We start from the raw sequence: 23,208 nt of genomic DNA, 5'->3' as shown, positions 1-23,208 counted from the left end.
ACTGGAGCACGTTATGTTATCGATGAAAGAAAATAGCGAAGCTCTGGGGAATTTCTCGGAGCAGCTAGATGTTGAAGGTCGTAGTTTATGGCAAGATGCCCGTCGTCGTTTTATGCACAATAAAGCGGCGATCACCAGCCTAGTACTACTATTTTGTATTTTACTTTTTGTCATTTTCGCCCCCATGTTATCGCCTTTTGTTTATGACGATACGGATTGGGAAATGATGTCAATGCCACCTGATTTTGCCTCTGCGCACTATTTTGGCACTGACTCATCAGGACGTGACTTATTAGTTCGTGTAGCAATTGGTGGACGTATTTCACTGATGGTAGGTATTGCAGCGGCATTTGTCGCGGTGATTGTTGGCACCCTCTATGGCGCGATGGCAGGTTATATTGGTGGGCGCGTTGACTCAGTGATGATGCGTTTACTGGAGATATTAAACTCCTTCCCATTTATGTTCTTTGTTATCTTACTGGTGACCTTTTTTGGGCAAAATATCTTACTGATCTTTGTTGCCATCGGCATGGTATCTTGGCTCGATATGGCTCGTATCGTACGGGGACAAACACTCAGTTTAAAACGTAAAGAGTTTATTGAAGCGGCGTTAGTCTGTGGTGTGTCATCACGTAATATCGTCCTTAAACACATCGTGCCGAATGTATTAGGTGTTGTTGTGGTATACGCTTCATTACTGGTTCCTAGCATGATCTTATTTGAATCATTTTTAAGTTTCTTAGGATTAGGCACACAAGAGCCATTAAGTAGTTGGGGAGCACTACTGAGTGATGGTGCAAATTCAATGGAAGTTTCTCCTTGGTTATTACTTTTCCCTGCTGCATTTTTAGTTGTCACCTTGTTTTGCTTTAACTTTATCGGTGATGGTTTACGTGACGCGTTAGATCCGAAAGATCGTTAAGGAGAACATGATGACAAATTCAACAAATAAGCCATTGTTAAGTGTAAAAGATCTCTGTGTCACCTTTGGTACTCCAGATGGGGATGTAACCGCAGTAAATAAACTCAACTTTGAGCTATCTGCAGGGGAAACCTTAGGAATTGTCGGTGAATCTGGCTCTGGGAAATCGCAAACTGCGTTCGCCTTAATGGGATTATTAGCTAAAAACGGTCGTACTGCTGGAAGTGCGCATTTTAATGGTCGTGAAATTTTAAACTTACGCCAAAGTCAATTAAACAAAATGCGTGCTGAAGAAATATCCATGATATTTCAAGATCCAATGACCTCACTTAACCCCTATATGAAAGTCGGCACTCAGTTAATAGAAGTGCTTATGCTTCATAAGGGTATGAGTAAAAATGATGCATATGCGGAATCAGTTCGCATGCTTGATGCAGTAAAAATGCCCGAAGCCCATAAACGTATGGGCATGTATCCCCATGAGTTCTCTGGTGGGATGCGCCAACGGGTAATGATAGCGATGGCACTATTATGTAAGCCAAAACTATTAATTGCTGATGAGCCAACAACGGCACTGGATGTGACTGTTCAGGCACAAATCATGACACTGCTAAACGAGCTAAAAAAAGAGCTTAATACAGCCATTATCATGATCACCCATGATCTCGGTGTGGTTGCGGGTATTTGCGACAAAGTACTGGTAATGTATGCTGGGCGAACCATGGAATATGGTAATGCGCGAGATATTTTCTACCAACCATCACACCCATATTCTATTGGGTTGCTGCAAGCAGTACCTCGTTTAGATGGTGAAGATGAACGTTTGGCGACCATTCCGGGTAATCCTCCTAACTTATTGCGTTTACCTAAAGGTTGCCCATTCCAGCCTCGTTGCCAATATGCAACAGAGCAGTGTTTGAATAGTGAACCTCAATTAACACAATTTGCTCAGGGAAGATTACGAGCCTGTTTTAAAGCGGCGGAGGAGTTAGTATGAGCCAAGCCACCTTACAAGATAGAAAAGTGATCCTCGAAGTTAACGATCTAAAAGTTTATTTCGATGTACAAGATAATAAACAGTGGTTCTGGCAACCTAAAAAAAGCCTCAAAGCCGTTGATGGCGTTACCTTACGTTTATACGAAGGTGAAACCTTAGGTGTAGTAGGGGAATCAGGTTGTGGCAAATCAACTTTTGCGCGTGCCATTATCGGCTTAGTTAAAGCATCGGGTGGTACAGTCACTTGGTTAGGCAATGACTTATTAGGCATGGGCAATAAACAGTGGCGCGATGTTCGTCAAGATATTCAGATGATATTCCAAGATCCACTTGCCTCCTTAAACCCAAGAATGACGATTGGCGATATTATTGCTGAACCACTAAAAACCTATCATCCGAAAATGAAACAGGCTGAAGTGGTTGAGAAAGTCAAAGCGATGATGATGCGAGTCGGGTTATTACCAAACTTAATTAACCGCTATCCTCATGAGTTTTCTGGTGGACAGTGTCAACGGATTGGTATTGCTCGCGCACTGATCTTAGAGCCAAAACTGGTTATCTGTGACGAACCTGTATCGGCACTGGATGTTTCTATTCAAGCTCAGGTAGTCAATCTACTGAAAGATATCCAAAAAGAGATGGGATTATCGCTCATCTTTATTGCGCATGATCTTGCGGTAGTGAAACACATCTCAGATCGTGTCTTAGTGATGTATTTAGGTCATGCGGTGGAATTGGGGACTTATGATGAAGTTTATCATCACCCATTACACCCTTACACCAAAGCATTGATGTCAGCGGTGCCTATTCCTGATCCGGATAAAGAGCGTAACAAGCATATTGATTTGTTAGAAGGAGAGCTTCCTTCACCAATTAATCCACCATCAGGCTGTATTTTCCGTACACGTTGTCCGATGGCTGATGAAGAATGTGCTAAAACGCGCCCCTTATTAGAGGGAAGTTTCCGCCATGCGGTATCTTGTTTAAAAGTCGATCCGCTTTAATAAATAATAAAATTATATTAATAGGAAAAAGGGCCTGAATTTATTCAGGCCCTTTTTCTTTATATATAAAGCATATGGCTCAAAAATTTAATATTCAAATAAACTTATTTGTAATAGATTTTTTCTAAAAATTTATTTTCTATTTGATATTATCATTTTTTTAAATATGAAAGTGTTGGTAATAATAAAAATCATTTATTATCAATAAGTTATTTTGTTTCTATCAGTTTGTAATTTTAATATCAAAAGTTTTTATAGTTATAAAAATATTATTTTTTAATAATATAAAATAATGGTTAAAAAAACTTATCTAATTACAAATATCAGTACCAAAAAAATAAATAAATATTAATTTATATCAAGTAAAAATTTTTAGGATGAGATATAAAGGCGTAATCATTAATAAAACTTATTATTGTAACTTTGTTAAAATAACATTTGAAACAAAAAGTATAAGTTTTGTACTAACCCTTGGTTTTACAGTAGGCAAAAACAATAAAAAATATTTCTATTAAAAATTAATAAAAATTTAATATGTTTTTATTAATAGATTATTATGTCTTATTTGTGTCTATTTTTCCGTAATTTTAGAATTAATCACTGCCTTAAAACGACTATTCAAATTAGATAATCAATTAACTCCCTGATACAAATAAAATGAGTATATTTACCTACTCTTATTTAGTGTTTTATTATGAGGTTTTTAATTCGTTAGAAATTTTTGAATAATTGATTTTATTAATCTCATAAAGTAAATTAAATGCAAATACAGTTGAGGAAGTGAATTTTGGAAATAAATAATTTCTCATTGAATTTTGAATATATTTCAGAAAGAAAAATATTTTGTCATTCGATTGGATATGAACTTTTTCTTTTAAGGCAACGTAATTCTATGACGGGGGCTGAGTTAGGAAAATTATTGAATATCTCTCAACAACAAATTTCTCGTTATGAACGAGGAATAAATAAAATACCTATTGATATACTTTTTCACATACTAAATATATTTGATATTTCAATAAGTGATTTCTTTGAAAAGGTTTCCAAAAGAGTTATCACATTAAAATATAAAATAAAATATGATTCTGATAATAATATTCCATTCTTTGAGAATATTATTTAAATGTAAGATAAATAATATTATTGGTGGCAAGTATATCAATGAATTAATTAATAGGGATTTTATTTAAAATTAAAATCCTATTTATTTAATGTTTATTAAATTACCCTTATTAAGGCAGTTAACGCTTTATCATATAATTAGTATATGGATTCAAATATTGTTATCTAATATAGATTTACTATTTTAATTTATAAGTGAAGTTGTTGTGTATATTTACCTGTAATGTAAAAGGAAAAGTCAATGCTTAAAAAAAAGATGTTAGTTAAAGCTCTATTTACAGTATCTGTTTTATCACTGAGCGGTGTTGCTTCTGCAGCGACTATTGTTAATGGTGGTAAAATTAATTTTACTGGAGAAATTGTTAATGCTGCATGTGTTGTTAGTACAAAATCAATAGATCAAACTGTTAATATTGGACAATATCGTACCGCACAATTTGATAGTGTAGGGAAAACAGTTGGTAATACTGATTTTTATATCAATTTAGAAGCTTGTGATACGACTGTCGCACAGAATGCCTCAGTTTCATTTTCAGGTGTAAGTGATTCAAATGATAAAACAGTATTAGCTGTAAGCAACATTACAACAGGTGGTGCGGGTGCTGCGACGGGCGTTGGTATTGAAATTACAGACCATACAGGAAAAGTGTTACCACCAGACGGCTCTGTTTTTTCTACAGCAAAACAGTTAATTGATGGATCAAATACACTTAACTTTGTTGCACGTTATAAATCTACATTAGATACCGTTACCCCTGGTCATGCTGATGCTGATGTAACTTTCAAAATGCAATATGAATAAATAAATTGGATTAATTTAAAGTATGACCTGATAAAGGTCATACTTTTATATCGAGGGAAATATGAAATATAGTTTAATATATTCTATTGTCCTATTTTTTACTCTTTCATTTACAGCCTATTCTAATGACAGGGAAAATATTTCTTTAGACGATGGTATTGTGACTTTTAAAGGGGGAATTGTAGAGCCTGCTTGTACAGTATCTTCTGAAAGTGAATATCAAATTGTTGATCTTGGTGTTATTAGTAGTAACCAATTTCATGGAGTAGGAAGTCAATCTATAAAAATTCCATTTTTTATTAAATTAATGGGATGTAATAAAAGTATTACGGATAAAGTCAGTATAATTATTATAGGTGATGTAAACAATAATGATAAACGATTATTTAGCATCACCGATCAACAAAATTCAGCTTCAGGATTAGGTGTTGCATTATTTAATGATGAAGGTGAAATAATTATTCCTAATAAATTCAATAAGTATAAATTTATTGAAGAGAATGAATTAAAACTAAAATTTAAAGCAAGTTATCTGGCAACGAAAGAAAACGTTATCGGTGGAAAAGCTGACAGCGTAGTTTGGTTTGTTTTCAATTATCAATAAATAAACCTATCATTTGAGGTTAATATGCATTTAATATCTAAACACTTTATTGCGTTATTTTTTCTCTTCAGTTTTTCATCGCTATCATATGCGGGAGGTGTTGCATTAGCTGCAACACGCATAGTCTATCCTATGGATGCAAAACAGACGTCAATTACTCTTAATAATACAGATAAAAGATTACGCTTTTTAGTGCAATCATGGATTGATGATAGCCAAGATCAAAAAAGTAATGAATTTATTGTTACACCACCACTGTTTGTCAGCAAACCAGAAAGTGAAAACAAGCTAAGAATAATTTATGCTGGTAAGGCATTACCAAATGATAGAGAAAGTTTGTTCTGGTTAAATACAAAAGCAATCCCTGAAATTGAGCGAGAAGAAATAAAAGATAAAAATATATTACAGCTAGCAGTATTATCTAGAATAAAAATTTTTATTAGACCTCAAGGATTAAATTTTAACATAGAGGATGTACCTAATAGTCTTGAGTTTAAAAAATCACAAGGAAACATAATAGTAAATAATCCTTCACCTTATTATGCGACATTAATTAATTTAGAAGCTGATAATGAACAGCTAAATAGTATTATGGTTCCTCCTATGGGAACAGTAATGATTAAAGTCAGCAAGCCTAACTATAGTCAAATATCTTATCAAACTATTAATGATTATGGTGCTAGTACACCCAAAGTAACGAAACAGATTGGTAAGTAATGCTATAACATTCATTAATGATAAGGCTTTATTATGCTAAAATCTAAAACTATATGTTTTAATTTATATATCTTTTTAGGTACATGCTTTTCTGGTGTGGTGTATGCGGATAGTTTTTTTAATCCTAACTTAATTTCAAATATTGATCATGAAGTAGCAGATTTATCTCGATTTGATAAAGGTGAAGGCCAACCTGAAGGAATGTATTCAGTAGAAATTTATGTAAACGATGAATATGTTGAAACAAAAAATTTAATATTTTATGAAAGCGATGCATCATCCGATGATACAGGTTTATTACCTTGTATAGATAATAAAACTTTGACAAATTTTGGAGTAACTTTAACTGAAAATAGCAAAAAGAAATCAGAAGAGGTAGAAAGTAAAGATAGTACTTGTGAGAATATTTTAGATAAAATAGAAAACTCAAGTGTTAAATTCGATTTTGAAGGACAAAAATTATTTTTAAGTATTCCACAAATAATGTTTAAAAATAATGTTCGTGGCTTTATCCCACCTGAAAAATGGGATAATGGAATTAATGCGTTTTTACTAAATTATAATTTCACAGGAAGAAATAGTAAGAACTTTAAGGATAACGTTGATAATAATAATTATTTTTTAAACTTAAATCCTGGTATTAATCTTGGTTCATGGCGATTTAGAAATGAAAGTTCATGGAACTATGCTAGTGGTGAAAGTAAGCAAAATAAATGGAGAAATATAAGAACATATGTACAAAAACCTATTATTCCATTACGTGCAGAATTAACCCTTGGTGACTCTTTTTCTAATGGAACCATTTTTGATAGTCTTGGTTTTAGAGGGATTAAGCTAGAATCTGATGATAATATGTTGCCTGATAGCATGAGAGGATTTGCACCTACGATAAAGGGTATTGCGAATAGCAATGCTATTGTTACAGTCAAGCAGAATGGTTTTGTTATTTATCAAATTTCTGTACCTCCAGGTGCATTTGAAATAAAAGATCTCTATGCCACATCAAGTAGCGGTAATTTAGATGTCACAATCAAAGAGAATAACGGTAAAATTACACAATTTGTTGTACCTTATTCAAATGTGCCTATTTTACAACGTGAAGGACGCTTAAAATACGAATTGATTGGAGGGGAATTTCGTAGCGGAGCAGATTATCAAGATAAACCTAATTTTGGTCAATTAAGTTTAGTATATGGCTTACCTTATAATATGACGTTATATGGAGGAAGCCAATTTTCAAATAATTATCAAGCCTATGCGATTGGTTTAGGTGGTAATCTAGGCACCTTTGGGGCGATATCAGCAGATGTAATACAGGCGAATAGTATATTGCCAAACGATGAGCATAAAAAAGGGCAGTCATTCCGATTACTTTATGCTAAATCGATTAATAGCACAGGCACTAACTTTCAAATAATGGGGTATCGATATTCAACGCAAGGCTATTATACCCTAAATGAAGTTAGTTATAAAAAAATGGCAGGGCGTGAAATAGTAACAGATAATGGAATAATAAGAGATGAGGATAACTTATCTAACTACTATAATTTAAATTATTCTAAAAAAGGGAGGTTTCAACTTAATATAAATCAGCAAATTACCAATAATAGTTCTTTGTATATTTTAGGCTCTTACCAAAACTATTGGCGCACAACTGAAACTGAACAGTTATGGCAACTGGGTTATAATGCTAATATTGATAGGATAAATTATAGTCTTAGTTTATCGAAATTAAAATCACCGGGTATGCGTGGTGATAATAAAAATGTAGCTTTTAATATATCAATTCCTCTTAATGATGTATTTAACCAACAAACTGTAAGTGACTTACATTCAAGTAGAAATAGTATGTATGCTGTTTACTCAATGAATAGAAGCGATGACAATGTTTGGGTCAATCAAGTGGGACTAACAGGAACTCTCCTTGAAGACAATAATTTAAATTATAATATTCAACAAGGATATACGCATAATGGTTCTGGTTATTCAGGAATGGTTTATGCTAATTATAAAGGTAAATATGCTAATATAGGTAGCGGATATAATTATAGTAATGATTGGCATGAGTTTAATTATAGTTTAAATGGTGGTGTTGTTGCTCATGCAGGAGGTATTACTTTAACTCAACCTTTAGGGGATACCAATATTCTTATTAAAGCAAATGATGCTAATAATATTAAAGTAGAAAATGCAAATGGTATATTAACTGATAATAAAGGTTATGCCGTCTTACCGTTTGCTTCAACATATAAAAATAATCGAGTTTCATTAGATGTTAATTCATTAGAAGAAAATATTGAATTAGAAAATACGATTATTAATGTAGTTCCTACTAAAGGGGCATTGGTTGAAGCTAATTTTAAAACGAATATTGGCTATCGAGCAATGGTTACATTAAGCAAAAAAGATGGCGCTATTATACCTTTCGGTGCGATGGTTGTTGATGAAGAGCGTTCCGTAAGTGGTATTGTTGGCGATAATGGGAATGTTTTTATCTCTGGTTTAGCACCTGTTGGTAGGCTAAAAGCAAAATGGGGAAAAATGGCTGATCAACAATGTATATTTGATTACCAAATTAATGAGAAGTCATCAAAAGAAAAAGGTATCTATTTTATTTCTTCCACATGCCAATATTAAAAACAAGCATATTTACGGATTTTATTATGATTAGAATAGTATTGTTTACAATAATAGCCATTATTTCAAATAATGCAGTCGCTGTGAGCTGTGTCAGTGGTTGTAATGCGAATGAATATTCCACGCTTAGTGGACAACTATCAAAGACGGAAAATAAAGTCGGTGTTACTAAAGATGCTTCTGATATTACTTTGTCCAATCGAATTACATTAAGATGGAATGCGGGGCAAGCGCAAACATGGGCGACATATTCCAATGGTAATATTCCTAGTGCAAATACCAGCAATAATGACTGGATTTATTCTAAGATAGATGACTATATTTCTGTTGCGTTAAGAATGACTAATAATTGTAGAACAATTTATGTCCCTTATAATGTACCTACGCTAAGCTCTACTTGTGGTGCCCGTACTTATACTGAAAACGAAGAAAGCGTCGTTTCTGTAAGAAAGTATCAAACCAGAATAAAAATTGACAAGGCTATTATTTCTGGTACCTATGTAAAAAATATTTTTGTAGGCGAATTTGGTTTTTGCCAACCACAGAATTGTGCAACTAAACAAACTATCATTACAAAGCTATTTTTAAATCTTTCAATGACAGTTCCACAATCTTGCGTTATTAATTCAGGGCAAGTGTTGAATATTGATTTTGACAATATTCCTGCATCAAGTTTTAAAGTAGCAGGGAAAAAAGCCGAAGGAGTTAATACGGTTTCTAGAAACTTAAGTATTCAATGTGACAATATAGATGCCAGTGCTGATTTAACAATGCGATTACAAGCAGATTCAGTTCAAGGTAATGCTATTGTTTCTAATAATAAAAGTGTTGGCTTTGTGGTTGCTAATTCAAGTGGATCTGAATTAACACCTAATGATTTATCAAGTTTTATTCCTTTCAGACTCAACCAAAATGCTGATGCTAATGTCACGATTAATGTTTATCCCGTAAGTATTGATGGAAAAACACCAACTGAAGGCGCTGTCACATCAAGTGGCTTTCTAAGAGTTGATTTCCCTTAATTTTAATAGGCTAATATCATGAATGAGTTATTACATACTAGAAAAATAATGCGCTTTCTATTATGGGGAATGCTACTTTTTAGCGGATATACAGTATTTTTTACTAAAGATGCAACAGCAGAATTAGCTAATACAAATATTGTTATAAAAGCGAACATTGTGGCAAATACTTGTAGAGTCAGCCCTGATTCGCTAAATAAATTTGTTGACTTAGGGGTTTGGGGAACAAAAGATTTTCAGCAAAAAAATACAACAGAGCCAGTAAAGTTTACACTTAACTTAACTGATTGCAGTATTGTTACTAGCGGTGTAAAAGTAATGTTTAGTGGTGATACTGACAGTAAGGATAGTACCTTGTTTAAGTTGGCAGAAAAAAATGCGGCTCAAAATATAGGTATTGCTATTTTAGATAAAAATCAGAATAAAATATTACCGGGAAAAAGTAGTATGATTTACCCTGTAGAGACAACTAATAATATTTCTCTCGATTTTTATGCGCAATATATCGCAACTAATAAGGACGTAGTTGGGGGAAGTGCAAATGGTGAAGTATTATTTTCTTTAGAATATCTGTAAATAACAAGGGAACTGTGTCGTTCCCTTTTAAATACATTTATAACTATTGGTTGTAGAGGATTATATCCATCCTTTAGTTCTAAATTCTTTTAATGTCGCGACAAAATAACTCATCTCCTCAGGGGTTCCTAAGGTCAAACGGCTCCAACCTAATGCGGGAGGAAACTCACGTCCTACCATAATATTTGCCGCTTTCATTCTCTCTTGATAAGTTTTCACATCACCTTTGACTTTATGAAAAATAAAGTTGGCGTGAGAAGGTGCATACTCGATATTTAAGGCGTTTAAAGTATCAACCACCATTTGTCGTGATACATCAATTGACTTGCGACTATATGCCACAAAAGCGTGATCTTTTAACGAGGCTAATGCGCTAACAGCACCGGCAGTATTGGTATTATCAATAGAAACGAAACTATCTACTTCACTAATTACCTCAGGGGCTGCCACACCATAGCCTACCCTTAATCCAGCTAATGCATAAATTTTTGAAAATGTACGGGTAACAATCAAGTTTTTATAACCTTGAGCAACTAATGCTATCGCACTGGTAAATTCAGGTGTTGTCACAAATTCAGCGTAAGCTTCATCAATAATAAAAAAGACATTTTCTTTTGCTGAGGTGATCCAATTTGTTAATGCCGCTGTTGGTGTCAGCATTGCGGTTGGGTTATTAGGATTGCACAGATATACCATGCTAATACCATCAAATGCTTGTGCTTTTTTCTGCATGGCGGTTAAATCAAAAGCCAATGTGTTATCAACCGGCACTTTTACGATATTAACACCTAAAGGTTCAGCATAAAGTTCGGCATAATTAAACGTTGGATCAGGCACAATCAGTTGTACTGTTTTACCTGCTTTTTGCGCTTTATTAGCCACATATTGTACGGCTGCTTGTATGGTTTCAGAGGAGCCATTACCTAGAGTGATGTGTTTGTCTGATAGCTTAAATTCTTCACCTAATGCACTGATAAGTGTGCTTCGCGCATCATCTGGATAGCGAAAAGCATGGGGAAGTGCATCAATAATCGCCTGTTTGGCATTGGATGACATGCCTAGCGAGTTTTCATTAAAGTTTAACAGTAAAGGATTTTCTGCATTAAATAGCTGTTTAGGGTTTGAAGTTTCTGCGGCATAGGCAGCGCTAACAAACGAACTTAATGAAAGTCCCCCGATCACTAAGCTTGATGATGTTAAAAATGAACGACGATTCATGTGATGTTTCCCAAGTAAATTATTCTACATTTTTATTGTTTATGTAGATTACTAAAAAAACACAATAAGTAAATAAATATGTTTTAATTTTGATTATTTATTCACTGTTAGGTCAGTTTTTAGGAATTAGCTTAAGCATGTCAATATGAAATAAAGTCAGAAAATAGCGATGTATTGCATGAGGTGTGTGATGCAGGCTAATAAAAAAGGGAACCGATAAAACGGGTTCCCTTGAGAGATAAGATAGCTCAGTCGCTAATTAATTTGATTCTGGAAATGTTAATGTTGCACCGGGCGCTTCACGACTTAAGTGAATAAAGTTTAAGTGTTTTTCATATTGGTCGAGAATATCACTGATCACTTGCTCCTTGGTATAGTCCATTAAATCGTTACCCTGTGAACCTTCCCATAAATAGGTTTCTAGCCGGTAATAATGGGATTTACCTCGACGAGCACGATAAGTAAATGCAGGTACTGAATATTTTTGTGGCCATATTTGATAAATAAAATGTTGCTCTTGGCCTAAATCAACCACTAATTCTAAATGGTTTAAACGAGGCTCTTCTTCCAACGGGTAAAGATTAAACGAGACATTTGCACCACGTAATGACAGCTCATTAGCCACATCTTGCATCGCTGGGGTACAAACTAAATCTAACATCCGTTGGGTATAGGTAGTACCTGGGAAATTCATCACTCGACCTAGACGCTGTTTCCAGTTCATGGTGGTGTTACCATAAAGAGGTGCTGGCGCATTGGTGTTTAATGAACTGACGCGTCTAAAATCTTCTACTTTTAATGACTTATATAGTCCTGCCATAATAAAGAAAATAACAAAGCTAAAAGGTAATCCCATAATAACAGTGGTATTTTGCAAAGCAGAAACCCCGTCTGCCATTAACATACCTAATGTTAATAGACCAATAGCGATAGACCAGAATATGCGCAGCCAATTTGGGGCATCATTATTTATATCACTCAGTTGAGAAGTGAAATTACCTAAAACTAATGAACCGGAGTCTGCCGAGGTTACATAGAAAAGTAATCCTGTAATAGTCGCTACGGAAGCGGTTAAACCAAATCCCGGATAGAGTTCAAGTAGAGAATAAAAGCCTTTTTCTGGTGAGGCTAATACTGTTTCAGCAAAGGTTTGATTACCGTGGATCACTTCATAAAGTGCACTATTACCAAAGATAGACAACCATAATAGCGTGAATACAAAAGGGATGATCAAGGTGCCTATAACGAATTGACGGATAGTTCTCCCCCTTGAGATACGTGCTAAAAATAAGCCCACAAAAGGTGACCAAGCAACCCACCAAGCCCAGAAGAAAAGTGTCCAGCTATTCATCCAATCCGTCGGTCTATCAAAAGCAAAGCTATTTAGTGTCATTCCTAAGAATCGATTTACATAATCACCGACATTAAGTACTAACGCATTTAATAAAAATTCAGTATCACCAGCAAATAGGATAAATAAAATTAACCCTAAAGCGAGTAATACATTTAATTCTGAAAGAATACGTATGCCTTTATTGACGCCTGATGTGGCTGAGATCACCGCCATAATTACGGAAAGTAGAATTAAACCACCTTGTACACCTAACCCTTGCGGTAAATCGAAGAGAACTTTCAATCCATAATTAAGTTGTACTACGCCAATACCTAAGGTGGTGGCAATACCAAAAATAGTACCCAATACGGCAGCAATATCGACAGTATGACCGATGGGGCCATAAATACGATTACCAAAGATAGGATAAAGTGCAGAGCGGATGGTCAAGGGTAAATTATAACGATAACTAAAATACCCGAGTGCAATACCAATCAGTGCATACATAGACCAGCCCGTCAGGCCATAGTGGAATAATGTCCACACCATCGACTGACGGGCTGCTTCTATTGTTTCACCTTCGCCAGTAGGCGGTAGCATATATTGGGTAATAGGCTCAGCGACTGAGAAAAACATTAAGTCAATCCCGATCCCCGCAGCAAACAACATAGCAGACCAGCTTAATACGCTAAATTCAGGCTTTGATTGTTCTGGGCCTAATTTAATATTACCAAAGCGAGATGTGGCAACGAAAATAACGAAAACAATGTACAAAGTTGCCGCTAATAAATAGTACCAACCAAAGGTTTTTGATACCCAACCTAGTGTTTTAATGATCCACGCATTGGCGGTATCTGTCATTAAAATAGTGAAAAAAGAGAACGCTAAAATCAGCGTTGCGGAAGCGAAAAAAACAACAGAATTGAGCTTGTCTTTCTGTGGTTTTTTTGAGCTATTAAGAGTTGTCATCAGAAATTCCAAAAATTTATTCATCTAAAAGTTAAAAGTTGCATTCTTTGCTAATCAATTGATTTATATGCAAAGATTCAAATTTTCACGATCTGCTCCTTATGTCATTTGTGAATTAATTGTGATAAACAATAGTTAATATTGATTGAATGTTCAATTAAAAAAACGTTTAATAAAAGTGTTCAATGTATTTTTTAGGTCTTGAAAACATGCCGAAGATAGGGATGCAGTCGATACGTAAACAGCAATTAATTCAGGCGACATTAGCGGTGATTAATGAGGTCGGAATGCAAGATGCCAGCATTGCATTAATTGCACGAAAGGCCGGGGTATCTAATGGCATTATAAGCCACTACTTCCGTGATAAAAATGGTTTATTGGAAGCGGCAATGCGCCATATCCAATATCAGTTAGGTTTTGCCGTCGCAATGCGATTACGTATTTTAAGCGATGCTGAGCCTAAATTGCGTATTCAAGCCATTGTCGATGGTAACTTTGATACGTCACAAACCAGTGAAACCGCGATGAAAACTTGGCTGGCTTTTTGGGCAAGTAGCATGCATCAGCCTAATTTGCATCGTTTACAAAAAGTTAATGATAGACGTTTGTACTCTAATCTCTGTTATGAATTTGGACGTGCGTTAACAAAAGATAAAGCACGCTTAGCCGCCAAAGGCTTGGCCGCTTTAATCGATGGTTTATGGCTACGTAGTGCCCTTAGCGAGGAGCCATTTTCGTTAGCAGAAGCAAAAAAAATTACTGATGAGTATATCGATATGCAACTTAATCTTTGCCAGGATAAACAGACTTAACTTACTCACTATAAAGGAGAAAATATGCAAAACCCACCGTTACACAAGCTTTATATTCATGGTGGATATGTTGATTGCGCACAACCTGAATGTGAACAATTTGCCGCAATTAATCCTGCTACAGGTGAGGTGATTGCACATTTACAATCAGCCTGTGAAGAAGATATTAATTGGGCGGTAGAAAGTGCAAAGCAAGGACAAAAAATATGGGCTGCCATGCCTGCGATGGCGCGCTCCCGTATTCTTCGACGTGCCGTGGATATTTTACGTGAACGTAATGATGAGTTAGCGCATTTAGAAACGTTAGACACCGGTAAACCCCTGTCTGAAACACGTTATGTCGATATTGTCACCGGTGCTGATGTATTGGAATACTATGCGGGTCTTATTCCTGCCCTAGAAGGGGAGCAGATCCCACTACGTGACAGCGCTTTTGTTTACACCCGTCGTGAGCCATTAGGTGTTGTTGCCGGCATTGGTGCATGGAATTATCCAATTCAAATTGCGTTATGGAAATCAGCACCTGCATTAGCAGCAGGTAATGCGATGATTTTTAAACCGAGTGAAATGACATCATTAACGGCATTAAAATTGGCTGAAATATATACTGAAGCGGGCTTGCCTCAAGGGGTATTTAATGTGGTAACGGGTGATGCCACTGTAGGGCAATGGCTAACGCAGCACCCTGATATCGCTAAGGTCTCATTTACGGGGGGGATCGATACTGGGAAAAAAGTGATGGCGAGCGCTTCTTCATCAAGCTTAAAAGATGTCACTATGGAGCTAGGTGGTAAGTCACCGTTAATTATTTTTGATGATGCCGATCTTGATACCGCAGCCGATATCGCCATGATGGCTAATTTCTATAGTTCAGGACAAGTATGTACCAATGGAACACGCGTATTTGTGCCAGAAAAGTTAAAACAAGCTTTTGAAGCTAAAATCATTGAGCGTGTCTCTCGTATTCGCGTTGGTTCACCACTGGAAATGGATACCAACTTTGGACCATTAGTCAGCTTCCCTCATCTTGAAAAAGTTTTAAGCTATATCGAGTTAGGTAAAGCTCAAGGTGCAAAACTACTTTGTGGTGGTGAACGTTTATTCGCTGGTGCATTGGCGAAAGGGGCTTATGTGGCGCCAACGGTATTTACCGATTGTACTGATGATATGAAAATCACGCAGGACGAAATCTTCGGCCCTGTAATGAGCATTTTAAGTTATCAAACAGAAGATGAAGTTATTTTACGCGCCAATAATAGTGTCTATGGATTAGCCGCAGGCTTGGTGACTCGAGATCTGACAACGGCACATCGCGTTATACATCAATTAGAAGCCGGAATTTGCTGGATCAATACTTGGGGTGAATCTGCAGCAGAAATGCCTGTTGGTGGTTATAAACATTCCGGTGTTGGCCGTGAAAATGGGCTTGTCACACTACAAAATTACACTCAAATCAAATCTATTCAAGTTGAACTTGGGGAGTTTTCATCCGTTTTTTAATCCATTCTATTTTTAATTTTAATGACTGAAACAGAGGAGATAACAATGGTCTATGACTACATTATTATCGGTGCTGGTTCAGCCGGTAACGTTCTTGCTACCCGCTTGACAGAAGATCCTGATGTTACTGTGCTGCTCCTTGAAGCTGGAGGACCGGACTACAGGTTCGATTTTCGCACACAAATGCCAGCAGCATTAGCTTATCCGTTACAGGGTAGACGCTATAATTGGGCTTATGAAACAGAGCCTGAGCCACATATGAATAACCGCCGCATGGAGTGCGGTCGAGGTAAAGGATTAGGAGGATCATCACTCATTAATGGTATGTGTTACATTCGTGGTAATGCGATGGATTTTGATGAGTGGGCCAAATTACCCGGCCTTGAAGATTGGAATTATTTAAATTGCTTACCCTATTTTCGTAAAGCAGAAACCCGAGATATTGGGGCTAATGATTATCATGGTGATAGTGGGCCTGTTAGTGTGACTACCCCGAAAAAGGGGAATAATGTTTTATTCCATGCGATGGTCGAAGCCGGTGTACAAGCTGGATATCCTAGAACTGACGATCTCAATGGTTATCAGCAAGAAGGATTTGGCCCTATGGATAGAACGGTAACCCCCCATGGGCGTCGAGCCAGTACGGCACGGGGCTATCTTGACCAAGCTAAATCGCGCAAAAACTTAACTATTGAGACACATGCTACAACCGATATTATTGAATTTAAGGGTAAAAAAGCAAGTGGTGTGCGCTATTTTAAAGGAACGAATACCACGCCACAGCATGTGAAAGCACGTAAAGAAATACTGCTTTGTGCCGGGGCGATTGCATCACCACAAATCTTACAACGCTCAGGTGTCGGCCCAGAAGATGTTCTCAACGAGTTTGATATTTCACCAGTACATGTTTTACCGGGCGTGGGGCAGAATTTGCAAGATCATCTAGAGATGTATCTGCAATATGAATGCAAACAACCCGTTTCACTTTATCCAGCGTTAAAATGGTATAACCAACCTAAAATTGGTGCCGAGTGGTTATTTAAAGGAACGGGTATTGGGGCGAGCAATCAATTTGAAGCAGGGGGTTTTATTCGCTCAAGTGAAAAGTTTGCTTGGCCAAATATTCAGTTTCACTTTTTACCAGTGGCGATTAATTATAATGGCAGTAATGCAGTGGAAGTGCATGGTTTTCAAGCTCATGTGGGGTCGATGCGTTCACCCAGTCGTGGACGTATAAAAATAACCTCACGAGATCCGCATCAGCATCCAAGCATCTTGTTTAATTACATGTCAACAGAGCAAGATTGGCAAGAGTTTAGGGCTGCTATTCGTATCACGAGAGAAATTATGGCGCAACCTGCATTAGATCCCTATCGCGGTGAAGAAATTAGTCCGGGGAAAGATATTCAAACGGATGAACAGCTGGATGCTTTTGTACGTGAACGGGCAGAAACAGCATTTCACCCTTGTGGTAGTTGTAAAATGGGAAATGATGAAATGGCCGTCGTAGATGGTGCCGGACGCGTTCATGGTATAGAAAGCTTAAGAGTTATTGATGCTTCCATTATGCCCAATATAATTACTGGCAATTTAAATGCGACAACCATTATGATTGCTGAAAAAATGGCAGATAAAATTAAAGGCATTAAACCATTGCCAGCAAGCCAAGCAGATTACTATGTTGCTGGTCATTCACCTGCCAGAAGAAATTAATTAACTTATCAAAACAATAGTCAAGAGGAATGAAAATTCCTCTTTTTTGTGACTGAAAGTAAAGCTTCTTTTTTCGTTATTATTTTATTTTTTTAAGTTTTATTAAATATTATTTATGTATTTTTTCATAATTAAATGATTATGAACCTTCCATTGTTATCATAAATATTTCTAAAGCAATCTCCTTTTCACAATCATTTTAAATAAGTCGAGTGACTCAAGTAAAACAACCATAACATCAGGATTGATGTGAGATATATCAATTTTTTTTCTATCACCGATCCCATTAATTATCATAAACAGAGTACGAAAACGTTTGCATAAAATTTTTATGCCGATAGAATGCGTCAGATTTTTTGGCCTGGTGAAATGAATAGGGGGTTAAAGTGTCTCAGGACAACAATTATAGTCAGGGCCCGGTGCCCATATCCGCAAGAAAGGGTGGATTAGCGTTAACCTTTGTGATGTTGGGATTAACGTTTTTTTCAGCCAGTATGTGGACTGGCGGCGCTCTTGGTACTGGTCTCTCCTTTAATGATTTCTTCCTCGCAGTTCTTATCGGTAATCTTCTCCTTGGTATTTACACCGCATTTCTTGGTTTTATTGGTTCTAAAACAGGTCTCACCACTCATCTTCTTGCTCGTTACTCTTTTGGTATTAAAGGCTCTTGGCTCCCCTCATTTTTACTCGGTGGTACACAAGTCGGTTGGTTTGGTGTCGGTGTTGCGATGTTTGCTATTCCCGTTGGTAAAGCCACGGGGATTGATATTAATCTCCTGATTGCGATATCAGGAATTTTAATGACTATCACTGTGTTTTTTGGTATCTCTGCATTAACTATTCTCTCCATTATTGCGGTTCCTGCTATTGCTATCCTAGGAAGTTACTCTGTATATCTTGCGGTACATGATATGGGAGGGCTTAATACACTAATGGCAGTGAAGCCTGCCGAACAACTCGATTTTAATTTAGCCCTTGCCATGGTGGTAGGCTCTTTTATCAGTGCCGGTACATTAACGGCGGATTTTGTTCGTTTTGGACGTAACCCTAAAATTGCCGTGATTGTCGCTATTGTGGCTTTTTTCTTAGGAAATACTTTGATGTTTGTCTTTGGTGCTGCGGGAGCGGCATCATTAGGCATGGCGGATATTTCCGATGTGATGATAGCGCAAGGTTTATTACTGCCGGCGATCATTGTATTAGGTTTAAATATCTGGACGACCAATGATAATGCGTTATATGCATCAGGGTTAGGTTTTGCCAATATCACAGGGTTATCGAGTAAAAAGTTATCTGTGGTTAATGGCATTATCGGTACATTGTGTGCGCTATGGCTTTATAATAATTTTGTTGGTTGGTTAACCTTTCTATCCGCGGCGATCCCCCCTGTAGGTGGCGTTATTATTGCAGATTATCTGATGAATAGAGCGCGGTATAATCAATTCAACGCTGACAAGATGCAAAATGTGAACTGGGTAGCCTTACTTGCTGTGGCTATCGGTATTGCTGCCGGTCACTGGTTACCAGGGATCGTACCTGTTAATGCCGTATTAGGTGGCGCAATCAGTTACGCGGTATTAAATCCAATATTAAATCGTCGTACAGCTCGACAAGCGGAGATAAGTCATGCTGGGTAAAAATATAGAACAAATTAATCATGCTCGTTTAGCTGGAAAAGAAGGTTTATGGCGCATTACAGTTAAAAATAACCAGATTGCAGCCATTGAGCCACAACCACAAAGCGATTTTCATCCCCAAGGGTTAGATGCACAAGGTGGATTGGTTCACGCTCCTTTTGTTGAACCTCATATACATTTAGACACCACGCAGACAGCAGGACAGCCAAACTGGAATCAATCAGGAACCTTATTTGAAGGTATTGAGCGTTGGGCAGAAAGAAAAGCATTACTCACCCATGATGATGTTAAACAACGGGCGTGGCAAACATTACAATGGCAAATCGCCAATGGTATTCAGCATGTAAGAACCCATGTTGATGTTTCTGATGCATCGTTAACGGCTTTAAAAGCCATGTTAGAAGTCAAACAAGAAGTCAAACCTTGGGTTGATTTACAAATTGTGGCATTTCCCCAAGAAGGGATATTATCTTACCCTAATGGTGAAGCATTATTAGAAGAGGCCTTGAAATTAGGTGCGGATGTTGTGGGGGCAATCCCGCACTTTGAATTTACCCGTGAGTATGGCGTGGAGTCACTACATAAAACCTTCGCATTAGCGCTGAAATACGATCGACTTATTGATGTGCATTGTGATGAAATTGATGATGAACAATCGCGTTTTGTTGAAACCGTTGCTGCATTAGCACATAAAGAAAATATCGGCTCACGGGTGACAGCAAGTCATACAACCGCTATGCACTCTTATAATGGCGCTTATACTTCGCGTTTATTTCGTTTATTAAAAATGTCAGGCATTAATTTTGTAGCCAATCCATTAGTGAATATCCATTTGCAAGGGCGTTTTGATAGTTATCCAAAACGTCGGGGGATCACCCGTGTCAAAGAGATGTTAGCGAGTGGTATTAATGTTTGCTTTGGTCATGACGATGTCTTTGATCCATGGTATCCATTAGGTACAGCAAATATGCTACAAGTGCTGCATATGGGGTTACATGTTTGTCAGTTAATGGGCTATGGGCAAATTGATAATGGATTACAACTTATCAGTCATAATAGTGCAAAAACATTAGCATTAACGGATTATGGTGTGGAAGTCGGTAATAGTGCTAACTTTATTATTCTTCCTGCTGAAAATGGTTTTGATGCGTTACGTCGTCAAGTCCCTGTACGTTACTCTATTCGTCACGGTAAAGTGATTGCACAAACCGAGCCGGCTAAGACAGAAATTATGTTAGCTAAGCCAACACCAATTACGTATAAATAAAGAATAATTGTGCAATATTAACTAATAACGGATAAGTAATAAATGCTTATCCGTTATTGCTATTAGTTTATTATGGCTGGATTAATTACTGACTATTTTGGCGAATAAGCGCAGCTAATTGCGCTAATTCCTCATCATTTGCGCGCTCAAAATCATGAGATGAAAGATAGCCGGGGTAGTTATCAAAGAAAATCTTTTGTTTGTTTTCAATGGGCGCCCATTTTGTCATATCACCCGTACCGTGCATTGGGCTGAGTTTGCTATGAACATGATCAACGCCAAAACCTTCAAAAAACATCCCCGTGCGTGACACATCTGAGAATGTTTTATCTAGGATTTTTGCCACTTTTTTAGTGGCAATGATCAATAACGCTAAGGCTTCATCACTTAAATCAAAAGCATAACTTGGATAGTGTTTTTTCGGAATAACAACCGTAAAACCCTTGGTATTAGGGAAGATTGAAAGAAACGCAAGATGATGTTCGTCCTCCCAAATTTTATGGCAAGGTGCTTTTCCCGCTACAATTTGACAGAAAATACAGTTATCCATAGTCGCCTCATAATATAGGGTGAAAAATACTTCAAATTATCGTTATAACTTGAAGTATTTAGCGTATCTAACCGCCATGTTTTTAGTGGTGGGGTTAGTCATATACTGAAGATTCCTAGTGATCTATTCACTTGTCATCTAGATACAAGGGTGATTAAAGTAGATTTCTTTCTGCTAAATCAAGCGCAAAGTAAGAGAGAATTAAATCAGCACCTGCGCGTTTAATGGAGCCTAGTGTTTCCATTACCACGCGATCTTCATCGATAGCACCCGCTAATGCAGCAAATTTGATTTGCGCATACTCCCCACTAATTTGGTAGGCTGCTAACGGTAATAGTGTACGTTCACGAACATCACGAATAATATCTAAATAAGCACCAGCAGGCTTAACCATTAACATATCCGCACCTTCTTGCTCATCAATCAATGATTCGCGGATAGCTTCCCGACGATTCATCGGATTCATTTGATATGTTTTACGATCACCAATTAAGCGAGAGCCAGCAGCATCACGGAATGGACCATATAATGCAGAGGCAAATTTAGTTGAGTAGGAAACAATACCGGTATCGGTAAATCCTGCTTTATCTAAGGCAGCACGAATAGCGGCAACTTGACCATCCATTGCGGCAGAGGGAGCAATAAAATCAGCACCAGCTTGTGCGGCGGCAACCGCCTGTAGACCTAAATTATGGATAGTTTCATCATTATCGACATGTTCACCATGTAAAACGCCACAGTGCCCATGTGAAGTATATTCACAGAAACAAGTATCTGACATAACAATCATTTCTGGTACAGCATCTTTACAAATACGAGACATGCGAGAAACTAGACCGTCGCTTTTCCAAGCGTCGCTACCTGTTTCATCAAGATGGTGTGAGACACCAAAGGTCATGACCGTTTTGATACCCGCTTTAGCGATACGCTCAATTTCATAAGCAAGGCGTTTTTCAGGAATACGTACCACACCTGGCATACTTTTGATCGGCTGATAATCCTCTAAGCCTTCTTCAACGAAAATAGGTAGGGCTAGATCATTTTTGCTGAGTGTCGTTTCTTGAAACAGCGCGCGCAGGTTCTCTGACTGGCGTAGTCTTCTTAATCGCTGGATGGATTGTTCGTTGCTCACAATATCTCCTTGTTATGGCCAGTTCTAATGATTATTTACTAAAGTATTATAAACCTTAATAGCAATAGATAGATACTATCATGCACAATAAATAGCGGCAGGGAAAAGTTAGCAGGGTTAAACGTAAGAAATGAAATAGGGGAGTTTTAATAAAAAAAGAGCAGGATTATTTCTGCTCCTTGGACTCTGCGCTTAATCATTTAAGGCAGTCAATGGATTATTTTTTCTGCTCTTGTAAAACAGAATCCATTTGAATTTTACATGCAGCAACAATTTGCGTTAAGCCTTCTTGGAACTCTTCACGTGAACCAATTTCTGCTTTTGCATCACGTAAAGATTTAACAACTTCAACGGTGCCATTAGAAAAATCAGCTTCCGTTGCATCTAGTTTTGCAAAATCAAAGTTTTGAGATTTCAATGTTGCTAATGCGTCTTTGGCGATTTTCTCAGGCGCTTCATTAGTATCATAAGCTTTTACTGAGATATCTTTGAATGTATTGCAATAATCTTCAGCCATTTTACTTGGGTTAGCAAATGCAACAGCAGGAAGTAAAAGCAGGGATAACAGAAGTGGTTTCATTATAAGCCTCATGGTTTATTTTTGGTGCGTACACTGTAAGTGTAACATATAAACCCATATAGCGTTAAATCAGAATAGGATTAACATTAGTTAT

20 protein-coding genes are annotated in these 23,208 nt (G+C 37.0%); 15 read left to right on the top strand and 5 right to left on the bottom strand.

Going from position 1 to position 23,208, the window contains the following annotated elements:
* The first annotated feature begins 13 nt into the window (after positions 1-13).
* The 10 genes from oppC (at position 14) to AACV01_RS12595 (ending at position 10,403) form a co-directional block, all read left to right on the top strand.
* Positions 14-922, top strand: coding sequence for an oligopeptide ABC transporter permease OppC (oppC, locus tag AACV01_RS12640; protein WP_004243229.1), 909 nt, complete (start codon positions 14-16; stop codon positions 920-922).
* 7 nt (positions 923-929) lie between these two features.
* On the top strand, positions 930-1,919 hold the full coding sequence (locus tag AACV01_RS12635) for an ABC transporter ATP-binding protein (protein ID WP_004243228.1): 990 nt from the start codon (positions 930-932) through the stop codon (positions 1,917-1,919).
* Positions 1,916-2,923 carry a murein tripeptide/oligopeptide ABC transporter ATP binding protein OppF gene (oppF, locus tag AACV01_RS12630; RefSeq protein ID WP_004243227.1) on the top strand — a complete coding sequence of 336 codons (1,008 nt, stop codon included), beginning with the start codon at positions 1,916-1,918 and terminating at the stop codon, positions 2,921-2,923. The genes AACV01_RS12635 and oppF overlap by 4 nt, the downstream gene beginning before the upstream one ends.
* A 787-nt stretch (positions 2,924-3,710) precedes the next feature.
* Complete coding sequence (locus AACV01_RS12625; protein WP_012368005.1) at positions 3,711-4,046, top strand: helix-turn-helix domain-containing protein; 336 nt, start codon at positions 3,711-3,713, stop codon at positions 4,044-4,046.
* A 240-nt stretch (positions 4,047-4,286) separates the two neighbouring features.
* Positions 4,287-4,847, top strand: coding sequence for a type 1 fimbrial major subunit FimA (gene fimA, locus AACV01_RS12620; RefSeq protein ID WP_004243225.1), 561 nt, complete (start codon positions 4,287-4,289; stop codon positions 4,845-4,847).
* 61 nt (positions 4,848-4,908) lie between these two features.
* Positions 4,909-5,451 carry a fimbrial protein gene (locus AACV01_RS12615; protein ID WP_046334742.1) on the top strand — a complete coding sequence of 181 codons (543 nt, stop codon included), beginning with the start codon at positions 4,909-4,911 and terminating at the stop codon, positions 5,449-5,451.
* 24 nt (positions 5,452-5,475) lie between these two features.
* A complete protein-coding gene (locus tag AACV01_RS12610; protein ID WP_004243223.1) occupies positions 5,476-6,168 on the top strand; it encodes a fimbria/pilus periplasmic chaperone in 693 nt (230 codons plus the stop codon).
* Between the two features lie 33 nt (positions 6,169-6,201).
* A complete protein-coding gene (locus AACV01_RS12605; protein ID WP_161683013.1) occupies positions 6,202-8,805 on the top strand; it encodes a fimbria/pilus outer membrane usher protein in 2,604 nt (867 codons plus the stop codon).
* Positions 8,806-8,888: 83 nt separating this feature from the next.
* Positions 8,889-9,827, top strand: a complete 939-nt coding sequence (locus tag AACV01_RS12600) for a fimbrial protein (RefSeq protein WP_020945751.1) — start codon at positions 8,889-8,891, stop codon at positions 9,825-9,827.
* An 18-nt stretch (positions 9,828-9,845) separates the two neighbouring features.
* A complete protein-coding gene (locus AACV01_RS12595; RefSeq protein ID WP_004248209.1) occupies positions 9,846-10,403 on the top strand; it encodes a fimbrial protein in 558 nt (185 codons plus the stop codon).
* A 60-nt stretch (positions 10,404-10,463) separates the two neighbouring features.
* On the opposite strand, the gene AACV01_RS12590 is transcribed toward AACV01_RS12595, so the two are convergent.
* Together AACV01_RS12590 and AACV01_RS12585 are read right to left on the bottom strand one after the other, a co-directional pair.
* Entirely contained in the window at positions 10,464-11,621 is a 1,158-nt protein-coding gene (locus tag AACV01_RS12590) for a pyridoxal phosphate-dependent aminotransferase (RefSeq protein ID WP_161683011.1), read from the bottom strand.
* 259 nt (positions 11,622-11,880) lie between these two features.
* Complete coding sequence (locus tag AACV01_RS12585) at positions 11,881-13,923, bottom strand: choline transporter (RefSeq protein ID WP_004248207.1); 2,043 nt, start codon at positions 13,921-13,923, stop codon at positions 11,881-11,883.
* Between the two features lie 209 nt (positions 13,924-14,132).
* Between AACV01_RS12585 and betI the strand changes: the two genes are divergently transcribed.
* From betI to AACV01_RS12560, 5 genes are all read left to right on the top strand, one after another.
* On the top strand, positions 14,133-14,735 hold the full coding sequence (gene betI, locus AACV01_RS12580; protein WP_004248206.1) for a transcriptional regulator BetI: 603 nt from the start codon (positions 14,133-14,135) through the stop codon (positions 14,733-14,735).
* Positions 14,736-14,759: 24 nt separating this feature from the next.
* Positions 14,760-16,235: a betaine-aldehyde dehydrogenase gene (betB, locus tag AACV01_RS12575; RefSeq protein ID WP_004243216.1), complete on the top strand. Its 1,476-nt coding sequence runs from the start codon at positions 14,760-14,762 to the stop codon at positions 16,233-16,235.
* Between the two features lie 45 nt (positions 16,236-16,280).
* A complete protein-coding gene (gene betA, locus AACV01_RS12570) occupies positions 16,281-17,948 on the top strand; it encodes a choline dehydrogenase (RefSeq protein ID WP_017827792.1) in 1,668 nt (555 codons plus the stop codon).
* 386 nt (positions 17,949-18,334) lie between these two features.
* Positions 18,335-19,585: a cytosine permease gene (codB, locus tag AACV01_RS12565; RefSeq protein ID WP_004248204.1), complete on the top strand. Its 1,251-nt coding sequence runs from the start codon at positions 18,335-18,337 to the stop codon at positions 19,583-19,585.
* Entirely contained in the window at positions 19,575-20,852 is a 1,278-nt protein-coding gene (locus tag AACV01_RS12560; RefSeq protein WP_004243212.1) for a cytosine deaminase, read from the top strand. The genes codB and AACV01_RS12560 overlap by 11 nt, the downstream gene beginning before the upstream one ends.
* 85 nt (positions 20,853-20,937) lie before the next feature.
* Here the strand turns inward: AACV01_RS12560 and AACV01_RS12555 are convergent, their stop codons facing one another.
* From AACV01_RS12555 to AACV01_RS12545, 3 genes are all read right to left on the bottom strand, one after another.
* Complete coding sequence (locus AACV01_RS12555; RefSeq protein ID WP_004248203.1) at positions 20,938-21,402, bottom strand: HIT family protein; 465 nt, start codon at positions 21,400-21,402, stop codon at positions 20,938-20,940.
* A 154-nt stretch (positions 21,403-21,556) separates the two neighbouring features.
* Positions 21,557-22,534: a porphobilinogen synthase gene (gene hemB, locus AACV01_RS12550; protein ID WP_004243210.1), complete on the bottom strand. Its 978-nt coding sequence runs from the start codon at positions 22,532-22,534 to the stop codon at positions 21,557-21,559.
* 217 nt (positions 22,535-22,751) lie between these two features.
* Positions 22,752-23,114 carry a hypothetical protein gene (locus AACV01_RS12545; RefSeq protein WP_004248202.1) on the bottom strand — a complete coding sequence of 121 codons (363 nt, stop codon included), beginning with the start codon at positions 23,112-23,114 and terminating at the stop codon, positions 22,752-22,754.
* Positions 23,115-23,208 lie beyond the last annotated feature (94 nt).

The sequence above is a fragment of the Proteus sp. G2609 genome, from assembly GCF_963896135.1.
Classification (GTDB): domain Bacteria; phylum Pseudomonadota; class Gammaproteobacteria; order Enterobacterales; family Enterobacteriaceae; genus Proteus; species Proteus mirabilis.
The sequence above is the reverse complement of the archived record's forward strand: the minus strand, read 5'-3'. Positions and strand labels throughout refer to the sequence as shown.

Bases quoted from the DNA above. Each gene is read 5' to 3' on its own strand.
- fimA (WP_004243225.1), top strand. From the start codon at position 4,287: ATGCTTAAAAAAAAGATGTTAGTTAAAGCTCTATTTACAGTATCTGTT.
- AACV01_RS12555 (WP_004248203.1), bottom strand. From the start codon at position 21,402: ATGGATAACTGTATTTTCTGTCAAATTGTAGCGGGAAAAGCACCTTGC.
- betB (WP_004243216.1), top strand. From the start codon at position 14,760: ATGCAAAACCCACCGTTACACAAGCTTTATATTCATGGTGGATATGTT.
- AACV01_RS12590 (WP_161683011.1), bottom strand. From the start codon at position 11,621: ATGAATCGTCGTTCATTTTTAACATCATCAAGCTTAGTGATCGGGGGA.
- AACV01_RS12595 (WP_004248209.1), top strand. From the start codon at position 9,846: ATGAATGAGTTATTACATACTAGAAAAATAATGCGCTTTCTATTATGG.
- betA (WP_017827792.1), top strand. From the start codon at position 16,281: ATGGTCTATGACTACATTATTATCGGTGCTGGTTCAGCCGGTAACGTT.
- AACV01_RS12615 (WP_046334742.1), top strand. From the start codon at position 4,909: ATGAAATATAGTTTAATATATTCTATTGTCCTATTTTTTACTCTTTCA.
- betI (WP_004248206.1), top strand. From the start codon at position 14,133: ATGCCGAAGATAGGGATGCAGTCGATACGTAAACAGCAATTAATTCAG.
- oppC (WP_004243229.1), top strand. From the start codon at position 14: ATGTTATCGATGAAAGAAAATAGCGAAGCTCTGGGGAATTTCTCGGAG.
- AACV01_RS12610 (WP_004243223.1), top strand. From the start codon at position 5,476: ATGCATTTAATATCTAAACACTTTATTGCGTTATTTTTTCTCTTCAGT.
- AACV01_RS12585 (WP_004248207.1), bottom strand. From the start codon at position 13,923: ATGACAACTCTTAATAGCTCAAAAAAACCACAGAAAGACAAGCTCAAT.
- oppF (WP_004243227.1), top strand. From the start codon at position 1,916: ATGAGCCAAGCCACCTTACAAGATAGAAAAGTGATCCTCGAAGTTAAC.
- AACV01_RS12560 (WP_004243212.1), top strand. From the start codon at position 19,575: ATGCTGGGTAAAAATATAGAACAAATTAATCATGCTCGTTTAGCTGGA.
- AACV01_RS12635 (WP_004243228.1), top strand. From the start codon at position 930: ATGATGACAAATTCAACAAATAAGCCATTGTTAAGTGTAAAAGATCTC.
- AACV01_RS12605 (WP_161683013.1), top strand. From the start codon at position 6,202: ATGCTAAAATCTAAAACTATATGTTTTAATTTATATATCTTTTTAGGT.
- AACV01_RS12545 (WP_004248202.1), bottom strand. From the start codon at position 23,114: ATGAAACCACTTCTGTTATCCCTGCTTTTACTTCCTGCTGTTGCATTT.